At 62.9% G+C, this 21,374-nt stretch carries 16 protein-coding genes; 3 read left to right on the forward strand and 13 right to left on the reverse strand.

Translation table 11 applies throughout. From position 1 onward, the window contains the following. Window positions 1–99 precede the first annotated feature (99 nt). The 8 genes from npdG to HUK72_RS18815 all read right to left on the reverse strand — a co-directional run bounded on the left by npdG (window position 100) and on the right by HUK72_RS18815 (window position 12,383). Window positions 100–756, reverse strand: coding sequence for an NADPH-dependent F420 reductase (gene npdG / locus HUK72_RS18780; protein WP_066562976.1), 657 nt, complete (start codon window positions 754–756; stop codon window positions 100–102). Beyond that, the gene (locus tag HUK72_RS18785; RefSeq protein WP_066562977.1) at window positions 753–1,583 is read right to left on the reverse strand and encodes an SDR family NAD(P)-dependent oxidoreductase; all 831 of its coding nucleotides are present in this window, start codon (window positions 1,581–1,583) and stop codon (window positions 753–755) included. The genes npdG and HUK72_RS18785 overlap by 4 nt, the downstream gene beginning before the upstream one ends. Next, window positions 1,580–3,919, reverse strand: a complete 2,340-nt coding sequence (cofH, locus tag HUK72_RS18790; protein WP_066562979.1) for a 5-amino-6-(D-ribitylamino)uracil--L-tyrosine 4-hydroxyphenyl transferase CofH — start codon at window positions 3,917–3,919, stop codon at window positions 1,580–1,582. The genes HUK72_RS18785 and cofH overlap by 4 nt, the downstream gene beginning before the upstream one ends. Beyond that, window positions 3,916–4,917, reverse strand: coding sequence for an LLM class flavin-dependent oxidoreductase (locus tag HUK72_RS18795; RefSeq protein ID WP_240962272.1), 1,002 nt, complete (start codon window positions 4,915–4,917; stop codon window positions 3,916–3,918). Before HUK72_RS18795 ends, cofH begins: the two co-directional genes overlap by 4 nt. Before the next feature lie 105 nt (window positions 4,918–5,022). After that, the gene (locus tag HUK72_RS18800; protein WP_369806014.1) at window positions 5,023–7,242 is read right to left on the reverse strand and encodes a TonB-dependent receptor; all 2,220 of its coding nucleotides are present in this window, start codon (window positions 7,240–7,242) and stop codon (window positions 5,023–5,025) included. Between the two features lie 352 nt (window positions 7,243–7,594). After that, window positions 7,595–8,689, reverse strand: coding sequence for a CaiB/BaiF CoA-transferase family protein (locus HUK72_RS18805; protein ID WP_066562981.1), 1,095 nt, complete (start codon window positions 8,687–8,689; stop codon window positions 7,595–7,597). Next, window positions 8,689–9,618: a 3-keto-5-aminohexanoate cleavage protein gene (locus HUK72_RS18810; protein ID WP_066562982.1), complete on the reverse strand. Its 930-nt coding sequence runs from the start codon at window positions 9,616–9,618 to the stop codon at window positions 8,689–8,691. The genes HUK72_RS18805 and HUK72_RS18810 overlap by 1 nt, the downstream gene beginning before the upstream one ends. An 83-nt stretch (window positions 9,619–9,701) precedes the next feature. Continuing rightward, the gene (locus tag HUK72_RS18815; RefSeq protein WP_255325872.1) at window positions 9,702–12,383 is read right to left on the reverse strand and encodes a LuxR C-terminal-related transcriptional regulator; all 2,682 of its coding nucleotides are present in this window, start codon (window positions 12,381–12,383) and stop codon (window positions 9,702–9,704) included. 222 nt (window positions 12,384–12,605) lie between these two features. On the opposite strand from HUK72_RS18815, the gene HUK72_RS18820 reads away from it, so the two are divergent. The 3 genes from HUK72_RS18820 to HUK72_RS18830 are packed head-to-tail and all read left to right on the forward strand — an operon-like array spanning window position 12,606 to window position 14,940. Continuing rightward, complete coding sequence (locus tag HUK72_RS18820; protein ID WP_066562984.1) at window positions 12,606–13,607, forward strand: zinc-binding dehydrogenase; 1,002 nt, start codon at window positions 12,606–12,608, stop codon at window positions 13,605–13,607. Next, window positions 13,604–14,380 carry an SDR family oxidoreductase gene (locus HUK72_RS18825; protein WP_066562986.1) on the forward strand — a complete coding sequence of 259 codons (777 nt, stop codon included), beginning with the start codon at window positions 13,604–13,606 and terminating at the stop codon, window positions 14,378–14,380. The genes HUK72_RS18820 and HUK72_RS18825 overlap by 4 nt, the downstream gene beginning before the upstream one ends. Window positions 14,381–14,433: 53 nt before the next feature. After that, a complete protein-coding gene (locus tag HUK72_RS18830) occupies window positions 14,434–14,940 on the forward strand; it encodes a nuclear transport factor 2 family protein (RefSeq protein ID WP_066562987.1) in 507 nt (168 codons plus the stop codon). 35 nt (window positions 14,941–14,975) lie between these two features. On the opposite strand, the gene HUK72_RS18835 is transcribed toward HUK72_RS18830, so the two are convergent. Genes HUK72_RS18835 through HUK72_RS18855 form a run of 5 tightly spaced genes read right to left on the reverse strand, consistent with a single transcriptional unit; the run spans window position 14,976 to window position 21,260 of the window. Beyond that, on the reverse strand, window positions 14,976–15,803 hold the full coding sequence (locus HUK72_RS18835; RefSeq protein ID WP_066562988.1) for an SDR family NAD(P)-dependent oxidoreductase: 828 nt from the start codon (window positions 15,801–15,803) through the stop codon (window positions 14,976–14,978). Beyond that, entirely contained in the window at window positions 15,800–16,678 is an 879-nt protein-coding gene (locus tag HUK72_RS18840; protein WP_066562989.1) for a MaoC family dehydratase, read from the reverse strand. Before HUK72_RS18840 ends, HUK72_RS18835 begins: the two co-directional genes overlap by 4 nt. A 23-nt stretch (window positions 16,679–16,701) precedes the next feature. After that, complete coding sequence (locus tag HUK72_RS18845) at window positions 16,702–17,859, reverse strand: acyl-CoA dehydrogenase family protein (protein WP_066562990.1); 1,158 nt, start codon at window positions 17,857–17,859, stop codon at window positions 16,702–16,704. After that, entirely contained in the window at window positions 17,856–20,024 is a 2,169-nt protein-coding gene (locus HUK72_RS18850; RefSeq protein WP_176598278.1) for a 3-hydroxyacyl-CoA dehydrogenase NAD-binding domain-containing protein, read from the reverse strand. Before HUK72_RS18850 ends, HUK72_RS18845 begins: the two co-directional genes overlap by 4 nt. A gap of 33 nt (window positions 20,025–20,057) precedes the next feature. Further along, a complete protein-coding gene (locus HUK72_RS18855; RefSeq protein WP_066562992.1) occupies window positions 20,058–21,260 on the reverse strand; it encodes an acetyl-CoA C-acetyltransferase in 1,203 nt (400 codons plus the stop codon). Window positions 21,261–21,374: the final 114 nt, after the last annotated feature.

A 21,374-nucleotide genomic window follows, 5' to 3' on the forward strand; every position in this document is an offset into this window, starting at 1 on the left:
AAAATGCCCTTCCCCCATCCTCACCATCAGCCGTGCCCTGTCCGAAGAGAGGGTCAGGGCTTTCGATGGGCGGATTCCTTCGAACCCGTCAAGGCAGCGTCACGCCTCCAGCGGCACGAGTTCGCCCGTGATGCGAATGCCCGCGCCGTCGACCTTATAAGTCTTGTTCATGAAGATCAGGATCGACGTCAGCGCTTCGGCAGCGGCGGAATTGACGAGCGCACCACCATGCAGCCCCCGCAACCCCATGGCATCAGCCAGTGCCACAACGCGCGCCCGGGCATCCTTGTCATCGCCAAATACCAGCACGTCGCACCCGACATCGACATCCTTCGCCAGCTTGTGCGCGGCGACATTGTGGAAAGCGGAGACCAGCGTGACATCCTGTCCCAGCACGTCCTGCGCCTTCTGGGCGGCGGAGCCTTCATCCGGCAACTGGACGCGCATCACCTTGGGCGGAACGAGCGGGACAGTCGTGTCCACGACCAGCTTGCCCGCGACATGGGGGGCAATGTCGCGAAGCGTCGCCTCCTGTGCGGCAAAGGGCACCGTCACGATGACAATGTCCGCTTCCGCCGCGACATCCGCATTGGCGCCCCCGCGCAGACCGTGCCCCAGTTCCGAGGCTGCCTTTTCCGCACTTTCGGCTTTTCGCGATCCGATCGTCACGGGATAACCGGCACGCGCCAGCCGCCAGGCGATCGCAGCGCCCAGATTGCCGGTGCCGCCGACGACGGCAATGGCAGGAAATGTCATAGAATGTCCTTCGATTGGTTGGCGGTAAAGCGCATCATGTCTGCAAATACCGCGGAATGGGACGTGAACCCGCCGTCGGCGACAATCGAAGCGCCGGTGATGTAGCGGGATTGATCGGATGCCAGAAACGCGACTACCTCTGCAATATCCTCCGGCCGACCGAGATAGTCGACCATATTATGCTCCCGCATCAGCGCCTGTGCCTCCGGCGGCATGTTGCGGTCCAGAGCCTCCGTCATCACCAGCCCGACAACGACGACATTGGACCGGATGCCCTGCTTTCCATATTGCGTGGCGATATAGCGGGACAGGCTGAGCAGGCCGGCCTTGGTCGTGCCATAAGCGGGAAAGTCGAGATCCCCGGCGAGGCCCTTGCCCGATCCGGTAAAGACGACCGAACCGCCGCCCGCAGCGATCATGCGCGGGATGGCATGTTTTGCGGTGAGCATCGCCCCGCGAAGGTTGACCGCAAAGGCACGGTCCCAGAAGTCGGCATCCATATCTGCGATCAGCCCATCACCGGCCAACATACCGGTCTGCGCTGCATTGGCGTGCAGGATGTCGAGCCTGCCGAAACGATCCACGACCTGGGCGATGCCGTTCGCCACCGTCTCCTCGTCGGTGACATCCATGATGAGGGCGATCGCCTCTCCGCCAGTTGCCTCGACCCGCGCGACGGCTTCATCGAGCGGCGCAGCCTCCGGCCCTGCCACGGCGATCTTCGCCCCACGGCCCGCCAGCATGAGCGCGGTGGCCAGACCGATGCCGGTTCCTCCGCCGGTGACAATCGCAACCTTGTCCTTCACCGGATATTGCAGGTCGGTCATAGCGTCTCCGATAAGGCAAGGGGCCGTGGCGGCACCGGTTGATAAAGTGTCGTGCGCTGGCGGACAGGCCGTCCCACCGAGGCCGCCAGAGCCTGCATTTCCTTAGGCCCGAATTCCTGCCCATTGACGCCACCGGCAGCCCGGGTAATCGATTCATCCATCAGCGTGCCACCCATGTCATTGGCGCCTGCATTCAGGATCGCCGCGGCCCCTTCCGGTCCCATCTTCACCCAGGACACCTGGATATTGGGGATCACCGGATGCAGCACGATGCGCGCCACCGCGTGCATCAACACGGCCTCCCGATAGCTTGGCCCGGACCGTGCCAGCCCCTTGCGCCAGATCGGCGATTCCATATGCACGAACGGCAGCGGCACGAATTCGGTGAAGCCGCCCGTCTCCTCCTGCAACCCGCGGATGCGGAGCAGATGGCGCGCCCAATGGCGATATTCCTCGACATGGCCGAACATGATCGTCGCCGTGCTGCGCAGGCCCACCCCATGCGCCACGCGCATCACCTCGATCCACTCATCCGCCGTCACCTTGTCAGGGCAGATGATGGCGCGAACTTCGGGATCCAGTATCTCCGCCGCCGTGCCGGGTAGCGTGGACAGCCCCGCTTCCCTCAGCCGTGCCAGATAATCCTCCAGCGGCAGACCGAGCGTGCGCGCACCGTGCGTCACCTCCAGCGGCGAAAAGGCATGGATATGAATATCGGGCGCGGCCTCACGCACTGCCTTCAGGACATCAAGATAGGTGTGACCGTCATAATCGGGATGAATCCCGCCCTGAAGGCAGACTTCGGTCGCGCCGCGATCCCAGGCTTCGGCCGCGCGGCGTCCGATCTCCTCCATGTCGAGCCTGTAGGCCGGACCGCGCATGGCCTTGGTGCTGCCCTTCGAGAAGGCGCAGAAACCACATTTGTAGAGGCAGATATTGGTATAGTTGATGTTGCGGTTGACCGCATAGGTCAGCATGTCGCCCACGGCCTGCCGCCTCAACCGATCGGCCTGGTTGACGATGGCGGTGAAATCATCCTGCTCGGCATCGAACAGGGTGACAATGTCCGCTTCGCTCAGCCGCTCACCCTCCTCCGCCGCGGCAAGGATGGAGAGGACCGATCGGGAGGCCAGAACGGGCTCCACGGCCATGATGTCGGGCGCGGGATCGCCATGCCCTGCGGACCAGTCGTCGACCTTGGGCAATCCCCGCCCGTCGATGGCACGCAGGATCTGGGTGGCGATGGCTGGCGCTACCCAATCCCGCGCGGCGAGCGCATGACGCGGACCGATGGCGAGCCGCTGCATCAATATGCGGCCCGCGGCTTTGGTGGCGTCCTCCAATATCTCCAGATGCGGCCAGGGCGCCTCCGGGTTTACATGGTCCGGCGTCACGGGCGACACCCCGCCCCAATCATTGACGCCGGCCCGGATCAGCGGCGCCAGATCGACGCGATCGTGGAGATTGGGCGGTGCCTGGATCGTCATCTCAGGCCCCAGGATGATCCGCGCGGCGGCGATGCCCCAAAGATGATCGTCAAGCGACGGTTCGGCATGATCCGCCATCCGCGTTCCCGGCTTTGCGCGGAAATTCTGGATGATGACTTCCTGAACATGGCCGTAGCGGCGATGCAGATCGCGAATGGCGACCAGCGCTTCCACCTGCTCATCGCGGGTTTCGCCGATGCCGATCAGCAGGCCGGTCGTGAATGGCACGCGCGCCCGTCCGGCCTCCTCGATGGCGGCCAATCGCAGGGCCGGCTCCTTGTCGGGCGAACCGAAATGCGGGCCGCCGCGTGCGCACAGCCGGTCGGAACTGCTTTCCAGCATGATGCCCATGGAAGCGGAATGCGGCCTCAACAGCGCATAGTCGGCGCTGTCCATCAGACCGGGATTGAGATGAGGCAGCAAGCCCGTCTCGCGGAACACCAGTTCCGCCATTTCGGCAAGATAGGACAGGGTCGAGTCATGCCCAAGCCCCGCGAGAGCCTCACGCGCAGCGGCATAGCGGGCCTCCGGCCTATCGCCGAGCGTGAAAAGGGCTTCCCGGCATCCGGCCGCCGCCCCCGCGCGGGCAATGGCCAGAACCTCGTCTCTGCTGAGATAGGCATCACCGGCGCGGGCCGGCGTGGTGGCGAAGGTGCAATAATGGCAGACGTCGCGGCACAATTTGGTGAGGGGGATGAAGACCTTGCGCGAATAGGTCACGCGACGGCCATGCGCTGCGACCGTCATCGCCTCCGCTGCCTCCATCATGTCCGCAAGGGACGGGGATCGCAGCACCGCCGCAATCCCGGCCGCTTCGTCTTCGCTCAGATGCAGTAGATCCAGTGTCACATCGCACTCCTCGCCAGGGCAAGCCCGCGAATGGTTTCTAGCGGCGCCGCATGTCCGGGCAAGGCCGCGATGAAGGTCGAGACGCCCATCGCCTCAAGTTGCCGCAGCATGTCCGTGGCCGCGTCGACGGGTCCTGCCAACGTATCGAAATCCGCCAGAAACCCGGTCAGCCCCAATTCTTCCATCAAGGCCACATTCCTGCCGCCGACGACCACATGTTCGGTCGGGTCATAGCGCGCGTGCAGTTCATCGATCTTGCCGCGAAACTGCGTCGGGACACGCGCCAGCGTTTCGGGCGTGCGGAAGGCCATGCCGTTGACGACGATGAACGCCTTGAGATCGTCAATGGCTTGGTCCCGGCTGGGACGGATCGAGGCGAAGGAAACGACCCAAATATCGATCGACAAAGGGTCCCGCCCCGCCGCCTGCGCCGCTGCCCGGACCGTATCGATCCGGTCCTTCAGCGCGTCGAGATGGCGTTCACCCGCGAACAATATGACGCCATCGGCTTGCTCGCCCGCCAGAGCCAGCGCCTTGGGACCGAAGGCGGAATAATAGATCGGAATCGGCCGGGCAAAACGGAGCGGCTTGATCTCCGCTCCGTTCAGCTCCGCCGGCCGTCCGGCAAACAGGTCCCGAAGCGCCGCCAGTTCCGCCCGTATTTCCTTTTGCGTGGCGGGCGGCCGCCCGATGGCCAGAACCGTGCTGCCGCCCGTCGCCAGGCCCAATGCCACGCGCCCGCCGGAAAGATCGTCGATCGTGCTGAGCGCGGAAGCCGTTACCAGCGGATGCCGCATGAAGGGCGATGTGACAAGCGGCGCCAAAGTCGCTTTCGGGGCGTCCAGTGCAGCGAGGGTAAGCGACACATAGAGTTCGTGCCAACCCGCTGGCGAATCGCCCACAGTGATCAGCTCGAAACCGAGATCGGCAGCAAGACGGACTTCTTCGCGAAATCCGTCCAGCCTGTCCCCCCACATGCTGCATATGCCGAGCTTCATGGCCATCCTCTCGGGAACTTCCTACGCCCTGCCGCCTCGGCGCAAACCTGTCCTTGTAGAGGGGGAAGGCGGACGGATCGCTCACCCTCCCCCCTCACAGGCGTTTTAGAATGTATATTTGGCCGTGACGCCCCAGGTCCGCGGATCGCCCGCATAGACCGAACTGGTGGGGAAGGACGGCAGAAGAACGCTGGAGGCCGAGAAATATTTCTCGTTGAAGAGGTTCTTCACATAGACGCCCAGATCAAGGCCCGTGCCCCCGATCCCGCGCCAGTCCAGCCGTGCATTGGCCAACTGGTAACCCGGCAGCTTTTCGCCGTTCTGACCGCCGAAATCGTCGGTCATGAACAGGTCGGCGTTGAGCACGACATCGCCGTCAGCCGGACGGATCGGCAGGGTCCAACTGACGCTGGCCGTGCCGGAAAAGCTGGGCGAATATTTGTTGATCTGGCCCTCGCCCAGCACGATCGTCGAAGGCAGCCCCGCTGGAACGGTCAGGCTTTCCACCTTCACATTGGTATAGGCGGCGTTGAAACCGACGGTGAGGCTCCGCACGGGGCTGATCGATGCTTCCAGTTCCACGCCCCAAATCCGCAGATCCGCGACATTGGCGGCCAAAGACCCGTTGGTCGGCGAATCCGGGGTGCCATTCGGAACGGTCGTCTGCGTGTTCAGGAACTGAAGGGCATTTTTATATTTGCTGTAATAGGCGGCGATATTGAGGCGCCCGCGTGCCGATCCGACATGATAATCATATTTGGAACCGATCTCGACGTCGGTGATCTTTTCCTCTCCCGTTTTCTGGAAAGGACGAAGATCCGCGCACACGCCTCCGGTCGCGACGCAGGCCGGGTTTGTGCCGCCCGTGGTAAAGGGCGTTTCGAACAGCGGCGTGTTCACATTGGCGCCCCGATAGCCGCGCCGCGACACGATATAGAGTAGCCAGTCCGGCGTCGCCTTGTAATCGAGCCCGATGGTCCAGCTCGGCTCCTGCCCCTTGTTGGATACCGTGCCGACGCCGTCGGCCAGACCTAGGGCGGCGGTGTTGAGGCAAGTGGCTTCATCGACATAATTCGTGCCGATGGTGCCACCGCAGGCCGATACCTTGTCCCAGCTGTAACGCGCGCCCAGATTGAGCTTCAGCTTGTCGGTAAATTCATAACCGATCTGGCCATAGACCGCCCAGTTCTTGTTGCGAACATGCGCCGTCACCGCCGGAGCAGGGACGCCACCAACGGAAAATGCCGTGAACTGCGACCCGCTGGGACCGTCCGGCTTGTCATTATTGTAAAATGCGCCAACGATGAAATTGAACGAACCAAAGTCGCCCAGCAACTGGGTTTCATTCGTCAGATACTGCCGATCCAGCACGGATGACGCTGTGAACAGGGTGAACGGCACGGCCGAAGGCGCGGGAGACGGTAGACCCGTGGGTATCTGCAGCAGCGGCAGGCCGCCGGTGTTGATCAGCTGATAACTGTAATTCTTGCGATAGCCGAAAATGTTGCGCAGCGTCAGATCGCCAAAGCTGAAAGACGTATCATTGGTGATAGACGTGGTCTTGCGATAGGCCGCACCGCCGTTGATGCCGCCATCGAACGATCCGCGACGATTGGCCTTCTGCGCCTGCAGCGCCGCCTGCACCTGCGGCTCGACTACCCCCAGCCCCAGCGCGGCGAAGGGGTAATTCTCACGCAGCAGATAAAGGCCGCCGGCCAGTTCATCGCCCTTGAAATATTCATAGATGGTCGTGCTCTTGAGGCCCTCGACCGGCTCGACCAGCAGCGACAGGCGGAAGGCGTCCTGATGGATATTGTCGAAGCCCGGGCCACCGTCGAAGGCGATCCTGCGCGGGTCCTGCCGGCGGATCTGGCCCGCCGCGCGGAAGGCGATCTTATCCTCGATGATCGGGATATTCACCGCGCCTTCCAGCTCGCGATAATCGAAGCGGCCGTAAGTGCCCTCCACATAGCCTTCGAACGCGTAACTCGGCTTCTGACTGCCGATCACGACCGCCCCGCCCAACGTGTTACGGCCGAACAGCGTCCCCTGCGGCCCCTTGAGCACCTGAATGCTGCCGATATCATAGGTCGGCACGTTCGACCCGACGGACGGCAAGGGGGTGTCGTTGAGATAGATGACGACGCCCGGCGTCACTTCGCCCAGCGGCAACTGGCCAATGCCCCGCAGGGTCAGGGCGACGTTATCTTTGCCCCCTTCGGATGAGAAGGTGAAACCCGGCGCGATCGTCTTCACGTCGCTGACCGTCTGAACGGTGCTGCGTTCCAGCGCCTCCGAAGAGAAGGCGGAAATGGAGACGGACACATCTTGCAGCCGCTCTTCCCGGCGACGGGCTGTGACAACTATGTCACCCGCATTCGCGCTTTCCGCCTGCGGTTCGGCCGAGGTTACGGGCTGAGCCCATGAGGGGAAAACAACAGCCGCGGCGCTCGCAACCAATGCCAATTTCAGAGCAGCCAATCGCATAAAAATCCTCTCCTTGAACCAGTTATCGCTGCCACCTGCGCGCGGCGCAAGCGTGATGACCTGCGGCAAATTCAGCGTTCAGCCTCATTAACCACCTATCGCCGGATAGGATTTGCGCCAATCCAGAACAAACGGCTCAGATGTTGTATTTGCGCCGCACCGATGCGCTATGCATGGCTGCGATGGCAGATCAGGACCAGGCTGCGATCAGGTCGGCGACCGGCACGGCCGAAGGCTCGCAGATGCCGCCCGCATTGAGGGACAATCTCGGCGCGGGCGCTGGCTGGGCCATGCCGTTCCGCCGCACAAAAGTCCCACGCGCCGCATTATGCGCATGCCGGGGCGCTTCCTCCATCGACAGGACGGGCGTGACGCAGGCATCGCCGGCCGCAAACAGGGCAGCCCATTCGTCGCGGCTTTTCGTCAGGAACACCGTGGCAAAGTCCGCCTGCATCGCGGGCCAGCCTTCCCGATCATTCTGGTCATAGTGCCGATCGGAAAGACCCAGTCCTTCCACCATCTGGGCAAAGAATTTCGGTTCCAGACATCCCACCGCGACATGCCGCCCATCGGCACATTCATAACAGCGATAAAAGGGTGCCGCGCCGTCCAGCAGATTGGAGCCGGGCGCATCTTCCCACAAACCCTTGGGCTGCCACGCATAGAAAAGGCTCATCAACGACGCGACGCCGTCGGTGATGCAGGCATCGACGACCTGCCCCTGCCCCGTCCGTTGCGCCGCAAGCAGCGCGCTCAACAGGCCGAAGATCAGGAACATCGCACCGCCGCCATAATCGCCCACCAGATTGAGCGGCACCGGCGGCGTCCCCTGCCGCTCACCCATGGCGTGGAGAGCGCCGGTGATCGACAGATAATTGATGTCATGGCCCGCCCGCAGCGCGAGCGGCCCGGATTGCCCCCAACCCGTCATCCGTCCGAACACGAACCGCGGATTGCGCGCCAGGCAGACATCGGGACCGACCCCAAGGCGTTCCATGACGCCGGGCCTGTATCCCTCGATCAACCCGTCCGCCCGCTCGATCAATGCCAGCAGCTGTTCGCGATCCGCGTCCCGCTTGAGATCGAGATAGGCCACCGCCCGGCTGCGATGCAGGATATCGCCCCCCACATCGTCCCAGTCCCCCACCCCCGCCGATGGCGGCCGGGCTATGCGGACGATCTCGGCGCCCATATCGGCCAACAGCATCGCCGCGAGCGGCACGGGGCCGATCGCGTCGATCTCCAGCAGGCGAATACCGGCCAGCGGCCCGCTTTTTTCCGCCATCAGATATTCGTCCGGTCCGCGCCCTTGAGGTCGAGCATGGCGCGCGCCTCATCAGGCGTGGCGATTTCAAGACCCATGCCTTCGACGATCTGCCGTGCGGTCTTCACCTGCTCCGCGTTGGTTTCAGCGAGCCGGCCCGGACCGCCCCACAGCGAATCCTCCAGACCGATGCGAACATTGCCGCCCATGGATGCCGCCATGGCGATAATGCTCATCTGGCGCGCGCCAGCCCCCAGCACGGACCATTCATATTGGTCGCCGAACAGCCGGTCGGCCGTCCGCTTCATGTGCATGATATCGTCGGGATGGCTGCCGATGCCGCCCAATATGCCGAAGCAGGTCTGGATGAACAGCGGCGCCTTTACGAGACCGCGGTCGAGAAAATATTTCAGATTGTAAAGATGGCTGGTGTCATAGCATTCGAATTCAAACCGCGTGCCCAGTGGTGACAAAGTTGTCAGAAGATATTCGATATCAGCATAGGTATTCTTGAACACCAGGTCGCGCGACGCTTCGAGCGCTGCCGGTTCCCAGTCATGCTTGAACGATTTGTAGCGATCCAGCATCGGGAACAAACCAAAGCCCATCGTGCCCATATTGAGGCTGGCAACTTCAGGAGCGAAAGTCTGGGCGGGACGAATACGTTCCTGCACCGTCATGGAGGGGTGCCCCCCCGTGGTCAGGTTCAGCACCGCGTCCGTGCGCTGCTTGATGACCTTGAGGAAGGGTTCGAACAGATCGGGATTCTGGTCCGGCCGCCCATCGACAGGATTGCGCGCATGCAAATGGATGATGGCCGCGCCCGCCTCCGCCGCGCCGACCGCCGATTCCGCAATCTCCTCCGCAGTCACGGGCAAATAGGGCGACATGGAGGGCGTGTGGATTGCACCTGTAATCGCGCAGCTGATGATGACCTTGCGTTTTGCCATGATATTTCCTTTCGCGCAGATTGCGCGGTTCGCAGGTTGCGCGAACGGCGCAATCTATCCTTCGATAGGAAGCCGCGCGCGCTTCAGGGCAAAATACCCAGTTGCCGCGCCCTCAGAACCGCCTGCGGCCGGCGCCGCACGCCCAGCTTGTCATATATTTGCTGCATATACCATTTGACCGTGCCTTCGGTCAGACCCAGGCGGTCGCCGATTTCCCGGTTACGCAAGCCACCGCTCACCATCGTCAAAATGTCGACCTCGCGGTTGGCGAGGCGCCCGGTCAGACCGAAATCATCCTCCTCGTCCTCATCCGCTTCGATCTGCGGTCCTCTGCGCAATAGCGACACGAGGCGAACGGCGAAGCGATCGGCGGGCGTTTCCAGTTCCGGACCCTGCGAATAGGCTTCGATGATGAGAGACGCGATCACCTCGCCCTCATCGATGAAGACCCGCACCCATCCGGCAGGTTCGGCCATTTCGACGGCGGCGCGAACAGCCCTTCGCGCCTCGGACCGATTGCCCTGAAGCACGGCGATTTCCGCCAACAGCAGTTCGAAGATCACGGCCGAACGCACCGCCCCCGCGCGCTTGACGAATTCGAGCCAGCGATGGGCTACCTTGCGCGCCCGTCCAAGCCGGTGACGTTGCATCTCGATCCGGAGCCAGGCGATCGCGATGCTTTCGTTGCGCCGCGTCGGGTGCAAGGTCGGAATGGGTTCGCCGTCCAGCTGCGGATCGCCCGCCAGAAAATGCTGCTCGGCCTCCTCAATCTGCCCCGCCTTGATCAGCAGCCGCACTTCCTCTGCCACGATGAAGGAGCGCAGGCGATCAAGTCCACATTCGATCGCCACGAGATGGGCGTCGTTGAGCGTCGAAAGCGCTCCGGGCAAATCGCCCCGTGCCGCCCGCAAACGCGCGCTGACCAGATAGCCGGACGCCATCTGATCGGAAAATCCCCATTGCCGCACGACCGGCAGATACTGCTCCGCCAGATCCGCCGCCTGTTCAAGATCGCCTGCATCGTAAAGCAACTCGGCCAACGGCAAGGCAGGAAGCGCAGCCAGGCCGGAACCCGGACCATGGATCTCAACCGCAAGCGCAAAGGCTTCTTCCAGAAACCGTTGGGCAAAGGGGGTCTTGCCCTGCGCCATCATGGTGGGCGCGACTGAGGCCTTCAGCGCGATGGACGCAAAAGCCGATCCGGGGCGCGAGAGGGCGCGGCTGGTTTCCGCCTCAAGCTTGAGCATGTCCTGAAAATGATAAAGTTCCCGCCGCGCCGACATGAGCTGCGCCAGCAAGGTGCAGCTGAGGTAGGCGTGACTGTCGGCCAGTTCGGCGAGCAGCGGCTCGGAGTCCGCCTCGACCCTGACCATGTCGTCGCGCGCCGCCGCCAGCATCACGAAGCGATGGCGGATCAGCAGGTCAAGCTGCTCGATTTCATGTGCGGGCAGGGACTGCGCCTCGCGCCGGGCTTCACAGGCCTGCCTCGCGGCGGAAATCAGTCTGTCCGCCGAAGAAAATGCCAGTTGGCGGATACGTCTCCACGCCAGCGCCAGCAGCAGGTTGGGACGTTCGGCCAGGATCGGCCAGGGCAGTTCCGCGCCCAGTTCGTCGATGCGATACAGATATCCCGAATAGGTCAGTCCTTCGGCCAGACGATCCAGCTGGTCGGCGAGAAACGCCTTATCGCCGCTCAGCCGCGCATGTTCGATCGCCGTGATAAGCTGCCCATTTTCCGCAAAATGGTCGCTCGCCCGTCGATGCATGACGGCGGCACGGCCAGGCGCGCGTTCCATGAGCCTGCCGAGGACCATTTCACGAAACAGCCGGTGATAGGAATAGCGGCTATGTTCCTGATCGATGGCATGCAGAAACAGACCTTCGCGGAAGACATGGTCCAGCATCGCCCGGGAATTTTCATCCTCCATTACTGCCGCGCAGGCGGATGGGGTCAGTTCGTCGAGTATCGAGGTGTCGACCAGAAAGCGACGGACATCGTCCGGCTGCAGGCTCAATACTTCATCATGAAAATATTCGGCGAATTCCGGCCGGAGGCCCGTCAATCGAAGATTTCCAGCGCCTTCGCCGGCACGACGATAGAGGTCGCATGCGATCACAATACCGGAAACCCAGCCCTGTGTATCACCCACTATGTCCTGTAGATCGCGCGAATCCACCGGCGTTCCGATCGACCGGGTGACCAGCTCGGTCGCTTCGGTCAAAGTGAAGGACAGGTCAGCGACCCCCACTTCGACCAGAAATCCGAGCGCGCGCATGCGCGCCAGCGACAGTCCGACCGTCCCACGCGCGGCAATGATGATGGTGAGCGCATCCCGCGCGCTGGACGACAATTGCGCCACAAATTCAAGGATCGGTTTGGCCAGCAACTGCGCGTCATCAATGATGATGACGGGTCGCACATCCCCCATCATCGCGATGATGGACAGCCAGCTTTCATCGGATGCATTACTTTTCAGGTCTTCCCACGGCAGGCCCGCGACGATCCCGGCGGCCTTCAATGCCTGGAGAAACGACTGCTTGCTTCCTAATCCCGCCCGCGCCGCCAGCCAGAGAACGGGACGCCCCCGGGCCTTGAGTTCATCCGCCCAGAACAGCATGGCCGTTGTCTTCCCGCTTCCGGCGGGGGCGGACACCGCCGTCATGCGCGACTGAGCCACTTTGTCGGTCAACGCCACCAGCGCGGCGCGCCGGATTGGGCTATGCGTCGACCGGGGCGGCAAGATGGTTGTCGGCACAACGGTCATGCTGTTCTCTCCTGAGCACGCGCCTTCGCACGATTCGTTTTATTGTGTGAAATATATTCTGAGCGATGAATCTATAAACGCAATCCCTTTTTCCTATCCACAGATAGGTTCCCAATGAGCCGGAAAAATGTCCAGCTTCGGAACGGAAAAGCCGGGGCCGTCACGCAAGGGTTGTTGCCACGCAGCTCGCGGCGCCAGGCAGGATATTAGGAAAGGTTGACCATGAAGGCCCTTTATCTCGAACGGACCGACGGCCCTGAATCCGTTGCGGTGACGGAAGTCGAAACGCCGGTGCCCGGTCCGGGAGAGGTGCGCGTCGCACTGCGGGCGGCGTCGATCAACCATCGCGAACTGTTCATCACGCATGGTCAATATCCCGGCATGACTGTGCCGATCACGCTGGGCTGCGATGGCGCGGGCGTCGTCGACATGATCGGTGAGGGCGTGACCGGCGTCAGCGAAGGCGATGAGGTCGTTCTGTATCCCGCGCGCAACTGGGGGCCGAACCGCCATGCGCCGGCCGCCGATTTCGGCCTGCTCGGCATGCCCTTTGCCGGCACGATCGCTGAATATATCTGCGTGCCGGTCGACAATCTGGCGCCCAAGCCCGCCTTCATGAGCTTCGAGGAAGCCGGGGCCATGCCCCTGACGGCGTTGACATCCTGGCGCGCGCTGATGTTCAAGGGCCGGCTGGAGGCGGGGGAAACCTTGCTCATCAGCGGCGTGGGCGGCGGCGTTGCGACATTCGGCCTTGCCTTCGCCGTCGCCAAGGGCGCCAATGTCTATGTCACCGGCGAAAATCAGGACGTGATCGATCGGGCCGTGGCGATGGGGGCCAAGGGCGGCCTGCTCTACACCGATCCCGACTGGCGCAAGCAGGTCGGCAAGCTGACCGGCGGCATCGATGTGGTGCTGGACGGTGCGCCCTCGCCCAGCTTCGCCAATTATGTCCGCGCCATCAATCCGGGCGCGCGCATCGTCATCTATGGTTCGACCGCCGGCAATGAGATCAAGTTCAACGCGACCGACATCTTCCTGAAGAGCGCCAGCATCGTCGGCAGCCAGGTCGGCGACCCGCAGGACTTCAAGGACATGCTCGCCTTTGCCGAGCGATATGAAATCAAGCCGGTGATCGAGGCGACCTATCCGCTCGCACAGGCGAAGGAAGCGCTTCTGCATCTGCGCGACCAGCATAAGTTCGGCAAAGTCGTGGTGACGATGTGAGCGATCTGTTCAGCCTGACCGGCAAGAAGGCGCTGGTCACCGGCGGCGCACAGGGGCTGGGCCGCATGATCGCCGAAGGTCTGCTGCGGGCCGGGGCGACGGTCGCGATCACATCGCGCAAGGCCGACATCTGCGAAGAGGCCGCCCGGGAAATGGCGGCGCTGGGACCGTGCATCCCCCTCCCCGCAGACCTGTCGACACCCGAGGCGGCGGTCGATCTCGTCGCCCGTTATCGCGATGCGGTCGGCGCGTGCCACATATTGGTCAATAATGCGGGCAAGACCTGGGGCGGGCCGATCGACAGCTTCCCCGACAAGGCCTGGCCCGGCGTGATGGCCGTGAATGTCCAGACGCCCTTCACCATGATCCGGGAACTGCTGCCTGAACTGGGCGCTGTCGGGACGCTGGGCGATCCGGCGCGGGTGATCAACATCGGTTCGGTCGCGGGCATGAAGACGGAGCGGCTCAGCGCATACAGCTATGCCGCGAGCAAGGCCGCGGTCCATATGATGACGCGCGATCTGGCGGGCGATCTGGCGGAACGCAACATCACCGTCAATGCGGTCATTCCCGGCTTCTTCCCAACCAAGATGACGGCGCATATGCGGGACGAGGATCAGGTCGATCCTGCCCTGCTGGCGCATATTCCGCTCAAACGTCTGGGTTCGCCGGACGATATTGCCGGCATCGTCATTTTCCTGTGTTCGCGCGCGGGCGCCTATGTCACCGGCGCCCAGATTCCGGTCGACGGCGGGGTGGTCGGCTGCGGTTGAAAGGAACCAAAGATCACGACCACCCTCGCGGTCGGTAAAGAAGGGTATTTGCCATGACGATCGACCTCCCCATGCTGGCGGATCGCCTCGCGATCGAGGAATGCATCTACCGCTACGCCCATCTGGTCGATTCGATGCAATATCATCGCATCGCGGAGGAAATATTCACGGAAGATGGCTCGATCGACTTCGGCAGCGCGCGATCCGTAGGGCGCGAAGCCATCCATGCCCAGTGCATGGGCTATCAGGGCGCAATGATGGGCTGTTCGCATAATATCACCAATCTGGTGATCGAAGTGCAGGGCGACGAAGCCCGCGCGGCCAGCCGCGTCATGGCCTGGCAGTGGTTCGCGATCCCCGGCGCCGATCCCCTGCGCCCGACAGACCTTCTGGCGGTGGGCGGCTATGAGGACAGGCTGCGGCGCACGGCCGAGGGATGGCGGATATATGAGCGACGGGGCATCAATTTCGGCACCGGCATCGGGGCGGGATCAGTGCCCGATCCGATGCGTCCCATCTTCGAAGGCATGCAGGGCCGAACGCCGAGCTGGCCCGCCTGAACAAGGGCGGGCGCAAGGGCCCGCCCCGCTTCCACTCAGAGTTTCCAGCCCCCGCCCGCGACAATCACCTCGCCCGTGATATAATCCGCTTCGGGCAGGCACAGCAGGTAAACGGCCCCGGCCGCTTCTTCCGGTGTTCCGGCACGGCCCAGCGGGATGCCCTTTTCCATGGCTTCCAATATTTCGTCGCTGACGCCGGCCTTGATGTCCCGGCCCTTGACGTTGATGGTCGAGCTGCCCGCCTCGCCGGCGGTCATGCGGGTCATGATGGCGCCGAAAGCCACGGCATTGACGGTGACATTGTACCGCCCCCATTCCTTCATCACCGTCTTGGTGAGGCCGACAATCCCCGCCTTGCCCGCCGCATAGCCCGACTGCCCGGCATTGCCGCCAAGCCCGGCGACAGAGGATATATTGATGACCGTCCGGCGCTTGGCCCGGCCGTGCTCCGCAATCTCGTTCTTCGCCGCGGCGGCGATCACCGGCTGCGCGGCGCGCAAAATGCGGAATGGGGCATTGAGATGCACGTCGAGCATGGCCATCCACTGCTCGTCGCTCGTCTTCTGAAGCACGGAATCCCACGCATATCCCGCATTGTTCACGATGATGTCGATCGTTCCGAAATGCGCGATCGCCGTTCCAACAAATTTGTCGCCGAAATCGGCTTCCGTCACATCGCCCACGCACACCACGGTGCGGACGCCCAGGCTTTCGATTTCGCTTGCCGTTGCCTTCGCCACATCCTCGTCCAGGTCGTTCACCACGACATGAGCCCCGGCGCTTGCAAGTTTCAGCGCAATGGCCTTGCCAATGCCACGCCCAGAGCCGGAAACCAGTGCAATCTTACCGTCCAATATCTTCACTTCAATGCGTCCCGTTCTTCCTTGAAACCACCGATGCGCGCATGTCCGCCATCGATCACAATCCTGTTCCTGTCGGGCACGCTCGCCCGGAACGATATTTCGTCGCCGTGGCGCCAGACCTCCGTCCGGACCGTTTCCCCCGGCCAGACCGGCGCGGTAAACCGGACCCGCATTTCGGTCAATGAAGCCGGATCGCCGTCACAGCACAGATGGGTCAATGCGCGGCCGACCAGCCCCATGGTGGCAAGCCCATGCAATATCGGCCGATCGAAACCGGCCGCCTGCGCCGTGCCCTGATCAATATGCAGAGGATTGCGATCGCCGGTCAGGCGATACAGCATTGCCTGATTGGACGCCGTCGGCAGGTCGAGGAACGCGTCCGCTGGCCGCTCCGGCATGACGACCGGCTCCGACCCGTCAAGATTGCGCGCGCCGCCAAAACCACCTGCATCCCGCAAGACCCACACTTCCTCCATTTCGGCGATCAGCCGGTCGGTGGGCGTGGTGAGCACGCGTTTCGCCCGCACAAGCGCGGGCTTGCCCACCCCCTTGTCTGCGAGACCGATAATCTCGATCCGGCCATTGACCAGTTGCCCCAGTTCGAGTGGACAAAACAGTTTCAGCGTCTGCTCGCCATGCAGAATGCGCGGCCAGTCCCAGCCAAGTTCCGGCGCCATGGGCCAGAATCCGGGTGTCCCCAGAACCAGCGCCATGGTCGGCAACACGGCCAGATCACGCTCGAAGATCAGATGCTGCTCGGCTATGGCTCCGAGCCCCGCGCCGACCCCCAGCGCATAGAGGATCGCCCCGCGCGGATCGCAGACATCCTGTGCTTCGGGCACCCGGAAACGGCGCAATTGTTCGACGTTCAGCATCCGACTTATCCCCGGTTCAGCCGTCAGGACAGCTTGCGCTCGTCAAGCCCCAGCCCACGACCGATGATTTCGCGCATGATTTCCGAAGTGCCGGCAAAAATGCGACTGATGCGTGCGTCGGTATACATGCGGGAAATGCGATATTCCTCCATATAGCCCGCGCCGCCGTGCAGCTGAACACACTCGTCCATCACCCGGCCTTCCAGTTCGCTCGCCAGCAGCTTGGCCGAAGATGCGTCCTCCGCCGTCAGCTCCCCGGCATTGAGCAGCAGCACACACTGGTCGACATAGGTCTGGATCGCGTCCAGTTCGGCCCGCATCGACGCCATCTTGAACCGGTTGTTCTGAAAGGCCCCGATCGGCTTTCCGAACGCCTTGCGCTCCTTCACATAATCCAGCGTGATGTCGAAGGCTGTCTGCGCAGTCGCCATGAATCCGATCGCGGCCACCAGCCGTTCCTGCGCAAGAAAGCGCGCCAGATATTTGAAGCCCTGCGTCGGATCGCCCAGCACATTCTCCTTGGGCACCTTGACGTCGTTGAAGAAAAGCTCCGCGGTGTCCTGCGCCTTCATGCCCATCTTGGCGAGCTTGCGGCCGCGCTCGAACCCTTCCATGCCGCGCTCGACGACGAAGAGGCCGAGGCCGTGACGGCTGTTCGGGTCGGTCCGCGCGGCAACGATCACCAGATCGCTGAGGATGCCGTTGGAGATATAGGTCTTCGCGCCATTGAGCAGCCAATGATCGCCCTTGTCGATTGCGTTGCTGCGCATGCCCGCAAGGTCGCTGCCGGTCGACGGTTCGGTCATCGCGACGGCGAGGATCTTCTCGCCGCTGACGATGCCGGGCATCCAGCGGTCCTTCTGCTCCTCGGTTCCCAGCTTGGCGATATAGGGCGCGACCAGATCATTATGGAGATTGATGTAGAAGCCTATGTCGCCATGGCGCATATTCTCCTCGATGATGATCTGTTCGAAGCGGAAATCGTCGATACCCGCCCCCCCATATTTCTCATCCGCCCAGGTGCACAGCAGCCCCTGCTCGCCGGCCTTCAGGAACAGCTCCCGATCGACCATGCCCTGTTCACGGAAGCGTTCGGCATGGGCGCCGACTTCGGCGCTCATGAACTTGACGACGCTGTCACGGAATTGCTCATGTTCCGGCTCGAAAATCAGGCGTCTCATGCCGGGATCGGCTCCTTGGCCGTCGCGCCCTTGGCGGACGCATAAAAGGGTTCGGCTTTCGCCGCCTTGTCGCGCAGCCATGCCGACGGCAGGAAGCGCGGGCCATAGAGCTGGGCGAGACGGTCGGATTCCTTGACGAAGGCTTCGATCCCCACCGTATCGATGTAACTGATCGTGCCGCCGGTCCAGCTCGGGAAACCCCAACCATAAATGGCGCCCAGGTCGGCATCCTGCGGCGTCTCCAGCACATTTTCCTCAAGACAGCGCGCCGTTTCCATTGCCTGGGCGTAGAGGTAGCGCGTCTTGAGCTCCTCGACATCCCAGCCGTCCTTGACCGGGAAATGTTCGGCCAGCCCCTTCCAGAGATGCTTCTTGCCGCCCTCGGGATAGTCGTAAAAGGCGCCGCCGGTCTTGCGCCCCGACCGACCGATCTCGTCCTTCATCCGGCGCATCACGGGGACGCCCGCCGGCGGCGTATATTTCTCACCTTCCTCGGCGATCGCCTGATCCACGATCTTGAGCGGCAGATCGAGGGTAAGTTCGTCCAGCAGCGCCAGCGGGCCGACCGGCATTCCGACCGCCTTGGCGGCATTTTCGATCACCGCCGGCGGCACGCCTTCCGCCAGCATGGCTGCGCCTTCGTGGATCAGCATCTGGAAGACGCGGCTCGTGTAGAAGCCACGGCTGTCATTGACGACGATCGGCGTCTTGCGCAGCTGCGCGATGAAGTCGAGCCCCTTGGCCAGCGTTTCCTTGCTGGTCTGCTTGCCCATGATGACTTCGACCAGACCCATGCGGTCGACCGGCGAGAAGAAGTGCAGACCGATGAACTGGTCGGGGCTCCGCGACGCCTGGGCGAGCTGCGAGATCGGCAGGGTCGAGGTGTTGGACGCGAAAATGGCCTGCGTCGGCAGCACCGCTTCAGCCTTCTTCGTGGTTTCGGCCTTGATCGCCGTATCCTCGAACACGGCTTCGACCACCATGTCGCAGCCATCGAGCAGCGCGAAATCGTCGGTCGGGGTGATGCGGGCGAGAACGGCGTCCGCCTTGTCCTGCGTCAGCTTGCCCTTTTCGACCAGCTTGCCCAGCACCTTGGCCGAATAGTCCTTGCCCTTCTGCGCCGTCGGGACGTCGCGGTCGATCAGCACGACCTCGATGCCCGCATTGGCCGACACGAACGCTATGCCGGCCCCCATCATGCCCGCGCCCAGCACGCCAATCTTCCTGGCTTCGAACTTGGGGAAGCCTTCAGGGCGACGCGCGCCCTTTTCGGCCGCCTGCTTCGAAATGAAAGTGGTGCGGATGATGTTGCGTGCGACCGGATCGGTCAGCAGCTTGGCGAAATATTTGCCCTCGACCGCGAGCGCCTTGTCGAAGGGCAGTTGCATTCCGTGGAACACCGAGTTCAGGATCGCGGCCGGCGCGGGTTGGTTATAACCCACCTTGGCGAGACCGCCGGTATACATCATGTATGCGCCGGAATCCTCGGGCACGGTCAGGCCCTTTTTCTGCGGCGGCGTCCACCCCTTGACGTCCCAGGGCTTGACCGGATCCGGGCCGGTGGCGAGCCAGCTCTTGGCCGTGTCGATCAGCCTGTCGGCGGGGACAATCTCATCCACGATCTTGAGCTTGAGCGCTTCCTGCGGACCGACCGAGCGCCCCGACAGCAGCAGGTCGAGCGCGGTCTTCATGCCCGCGATGATGCCGAGCCGCACCGTACCGCCCGATCCGGGCAGCAGGCCGACATTGACTTCGGGCAGGCCGACCTGCGCCTTGGCATCATCCACCAGGATGCGGCGGTGGCAAGCCAACGCCAGCTCGAACCCACCGCCCAGCGCCAGGCCGTTGATCGCCGCCACCCAGGGCTTGCCTGATTGCTCGATGGCGCGGTGCATGTCGGTCGCGCGCTTTGAAAAGGCATAGGCTTCCTGCGGCGTCAGCGTGCCGAACCCGTTCACCAGTTGCTTGAGGTCCGCACCGGCCATGAACGTCTTCTTGCCGGACGTCAGGATGACGCCCTTGATGCTGTCGTCCTCGGCAATCTGCTTGGTCGCCGCTTCCATGTCGGCGATGAAAGCATCGTTGACGACGTTCATCGAGCCTTCGGCGTCGAGGGTCAGGATCGCAAAGCCGTCCTCGGCCTTTTCCAGTCGCATAGTCTTCATGGGATGTCCCGCTCTATAGTTTGGTGTGCGCGCTCAGACGCGCTCGATGATGGCAGCCGTGCCGAGGCCGTTGGCCGCGCACAGGGTGATGAGGCCGGTTTCCGCGTTCCGCCGCTCCAGCTCGTCCAGCACGGTGCCCAGAATCATGGCGCCGGTCGCGCCCAGCGGATGGCCCATCGCGATTGCACCGCCATTGACGTTGATCTTGTCGTCGGGGACGTTCAGTTCCCGCTGGAAGCGCATGACGACACTGGCGAAGGCTTCATTCAGCTCCCACAGGTCGATGTCCTTCTCGGTCATGCCGGCCGCCTTGAGCGCCTTGCGCGACACCGCCCCCGGCGCCGTCAGCATGATCGTCGGCTCCGACCCGATATTGGCGTAGGAACGGATGCGACCACGCGGCTTGAGCCCAGCCTTTTCCCCAAATTCCTTCGACCCGACGAGAACCAGGCCCGCGCCGTCGACGATGCCCGAGCTGTTGCCGCCATGGTGGACATAGTTCAGATCTTCGATTTCGGGATATTTGGCCTTCGCCACCGCCTCGAACCCGGCCTTGCCGAACCCTTCGAAGGCGGGCTTGAGCTTGGCAAGGCTTTCCACCGTGGTGCCGGGGCGCATATGCTCGTCATGGTCGAGCACGACTTCGCCCAGCACATCCTTGACCGGCACGATCGAGTTTTTGAAAAAGCCGTTTTCCCACGCATGGGCGGCCTTGCGCTGGCTCTCGACGGCGAAATTGTCGACATCCTCGCGCGTGTAGCCATCGAGCGTCGCGATCAGGTCCGCGCCGATGCCCTGGGGCGCATAATAATTGCTGAAGGCAACCGACGGATCGGACGTCCACGCTCCCGAGTCATAGCCCATGACAGTGCGGCTCATCGACTCGACGCCGCCGCCGATACCCGCCTGGATCATGCCGGAATGCACCTGCGCCGCGATCAGGCTGACCGCATCGAGACCGGTTGCACAGAAGCGATGGATCTGCTGCCCCGCGACGGTCTGGGCATAGCCTGCCTGCAACACCGCCGCGCGGGCCAGCACCCCGCCCTGCTCGCCGACCGGCTGGGCCATGCCGATGATCACATCGTCGAGCAGCCCGGTGTCGAGATCGTTGCGGCTCTGAAGCGCCTTCAACAGCTGCGTCGCCATTTCGACCGAGGTGATCTCATGCAGCGCGCCATCAGGGCGGCCCTTGCCGCGGGGCGTCCGTACATGATCGTAGACATAGGCTTCCATCGTGAATTCCCGACCAGTGATGCAAAAATCTCTGCACCTGCTCTTGGAGCCGGAAGACAAAGCTGCACCTATCCAACGAAAGGCGCAGACAGGAGCGATGGCTGCAATCTGATC

This window comes from Sphingobium sp. 15-1 (assembly GCF_013375535.1).
In the GTDB taxonomy this organism is placed as follows: Bacteria; Pseudomonadota; Alphaproteobacteria; order Sphingomonadales; family Sphingomonadaceae; genus Sphingobium; species Sphingobium aromaticivastans.

Bases quoted from the DNA above. Each gene is read 5' to 3' on its own strand.
- npdG (WP_066562976.1), bottom strand. From the start codon at position 756: ATGACATTTCCTGCCATTGCCGTCGTCGGCGGCACCGGCAATCTGGGC.
- HUK72_RS18820 (WP_066562984.1), top strand. From the start codon at position 12,606: ATGAAGGCCCTTTATCTCGAACGGACCGACGGCCCTGAATCCGTTGCG.
- HUK72_RS18830 (WP_066562987.1), top strand. From the start codon at position 14,434: ATGACGATCGACCTCCCCATGCTGGCGGATCGCCTCGCGATCGAGGAA.
- HUK72_RS18845 (WP_066562990.1), bottom strand. From the start codon at position 17,859: ATGAGACGCCTGATTTTCGAGCCGGAACATGAGCAATTCCGTGACAGC.
- HUK72_RS18855 (WP_066562992.1), bottom strand. From the start codon at position 21,260: ATGGAAGCCTATGTCTACGATCATGTACGGACGCCCCGCGGCAAGGGC.
- HUK72_RS18805 (WP_066562981.1), bottom strand. From the start codon at position 8,689: ATGGCGGAAAAAAGCGGGCCGCTGGCCGGTATTCGCCTGCTGGAGATC.
- HUK72_RS18810 (WP_066562982.1), bottom strand. From the start codon at position 9,618: ATGGCAAAACGCAAGGTCATCATCAGCTGCGCGATTACAGGTGCAATC.
- HUK72_RS18785 (WP_066562977.1), bottom strand. From the start codon at position 1,583: ATGACCGACCTGCAATATCCGGTGAAGGACAAGGTTGCGATTGTCACC.
- HUK72_RS18850 (WP_176598278.1), bottom strand. From the start codon at position 20,024: ATGAAGACTATGCGACTGGAAAAGGCCGAGGACGGCTTTGCGATCCTG.
- HUK72_RS18840 (WP_066562989.1), bottom strand. From the start codon at position 16,678: ATGCTGAACGTCGAACAATTGCGCCGTTTCCGGGTGCCCGAAGCACAG.
- HUK72_RS18815 (WP_255325872.1), bottom strand. From the start codon at position 12,383: ATGACCGTTGTGCCGACAACCATCTTGCCGCCCCGGTCGACGCATAGC.
- HUK72_RS18795 (WP_240962272.1), bottom strand. From the start codon at position 4,917: ATGAAGCTCGGCATATGCAGCATGTGGGGGGACAGGCTGGACGGATTT.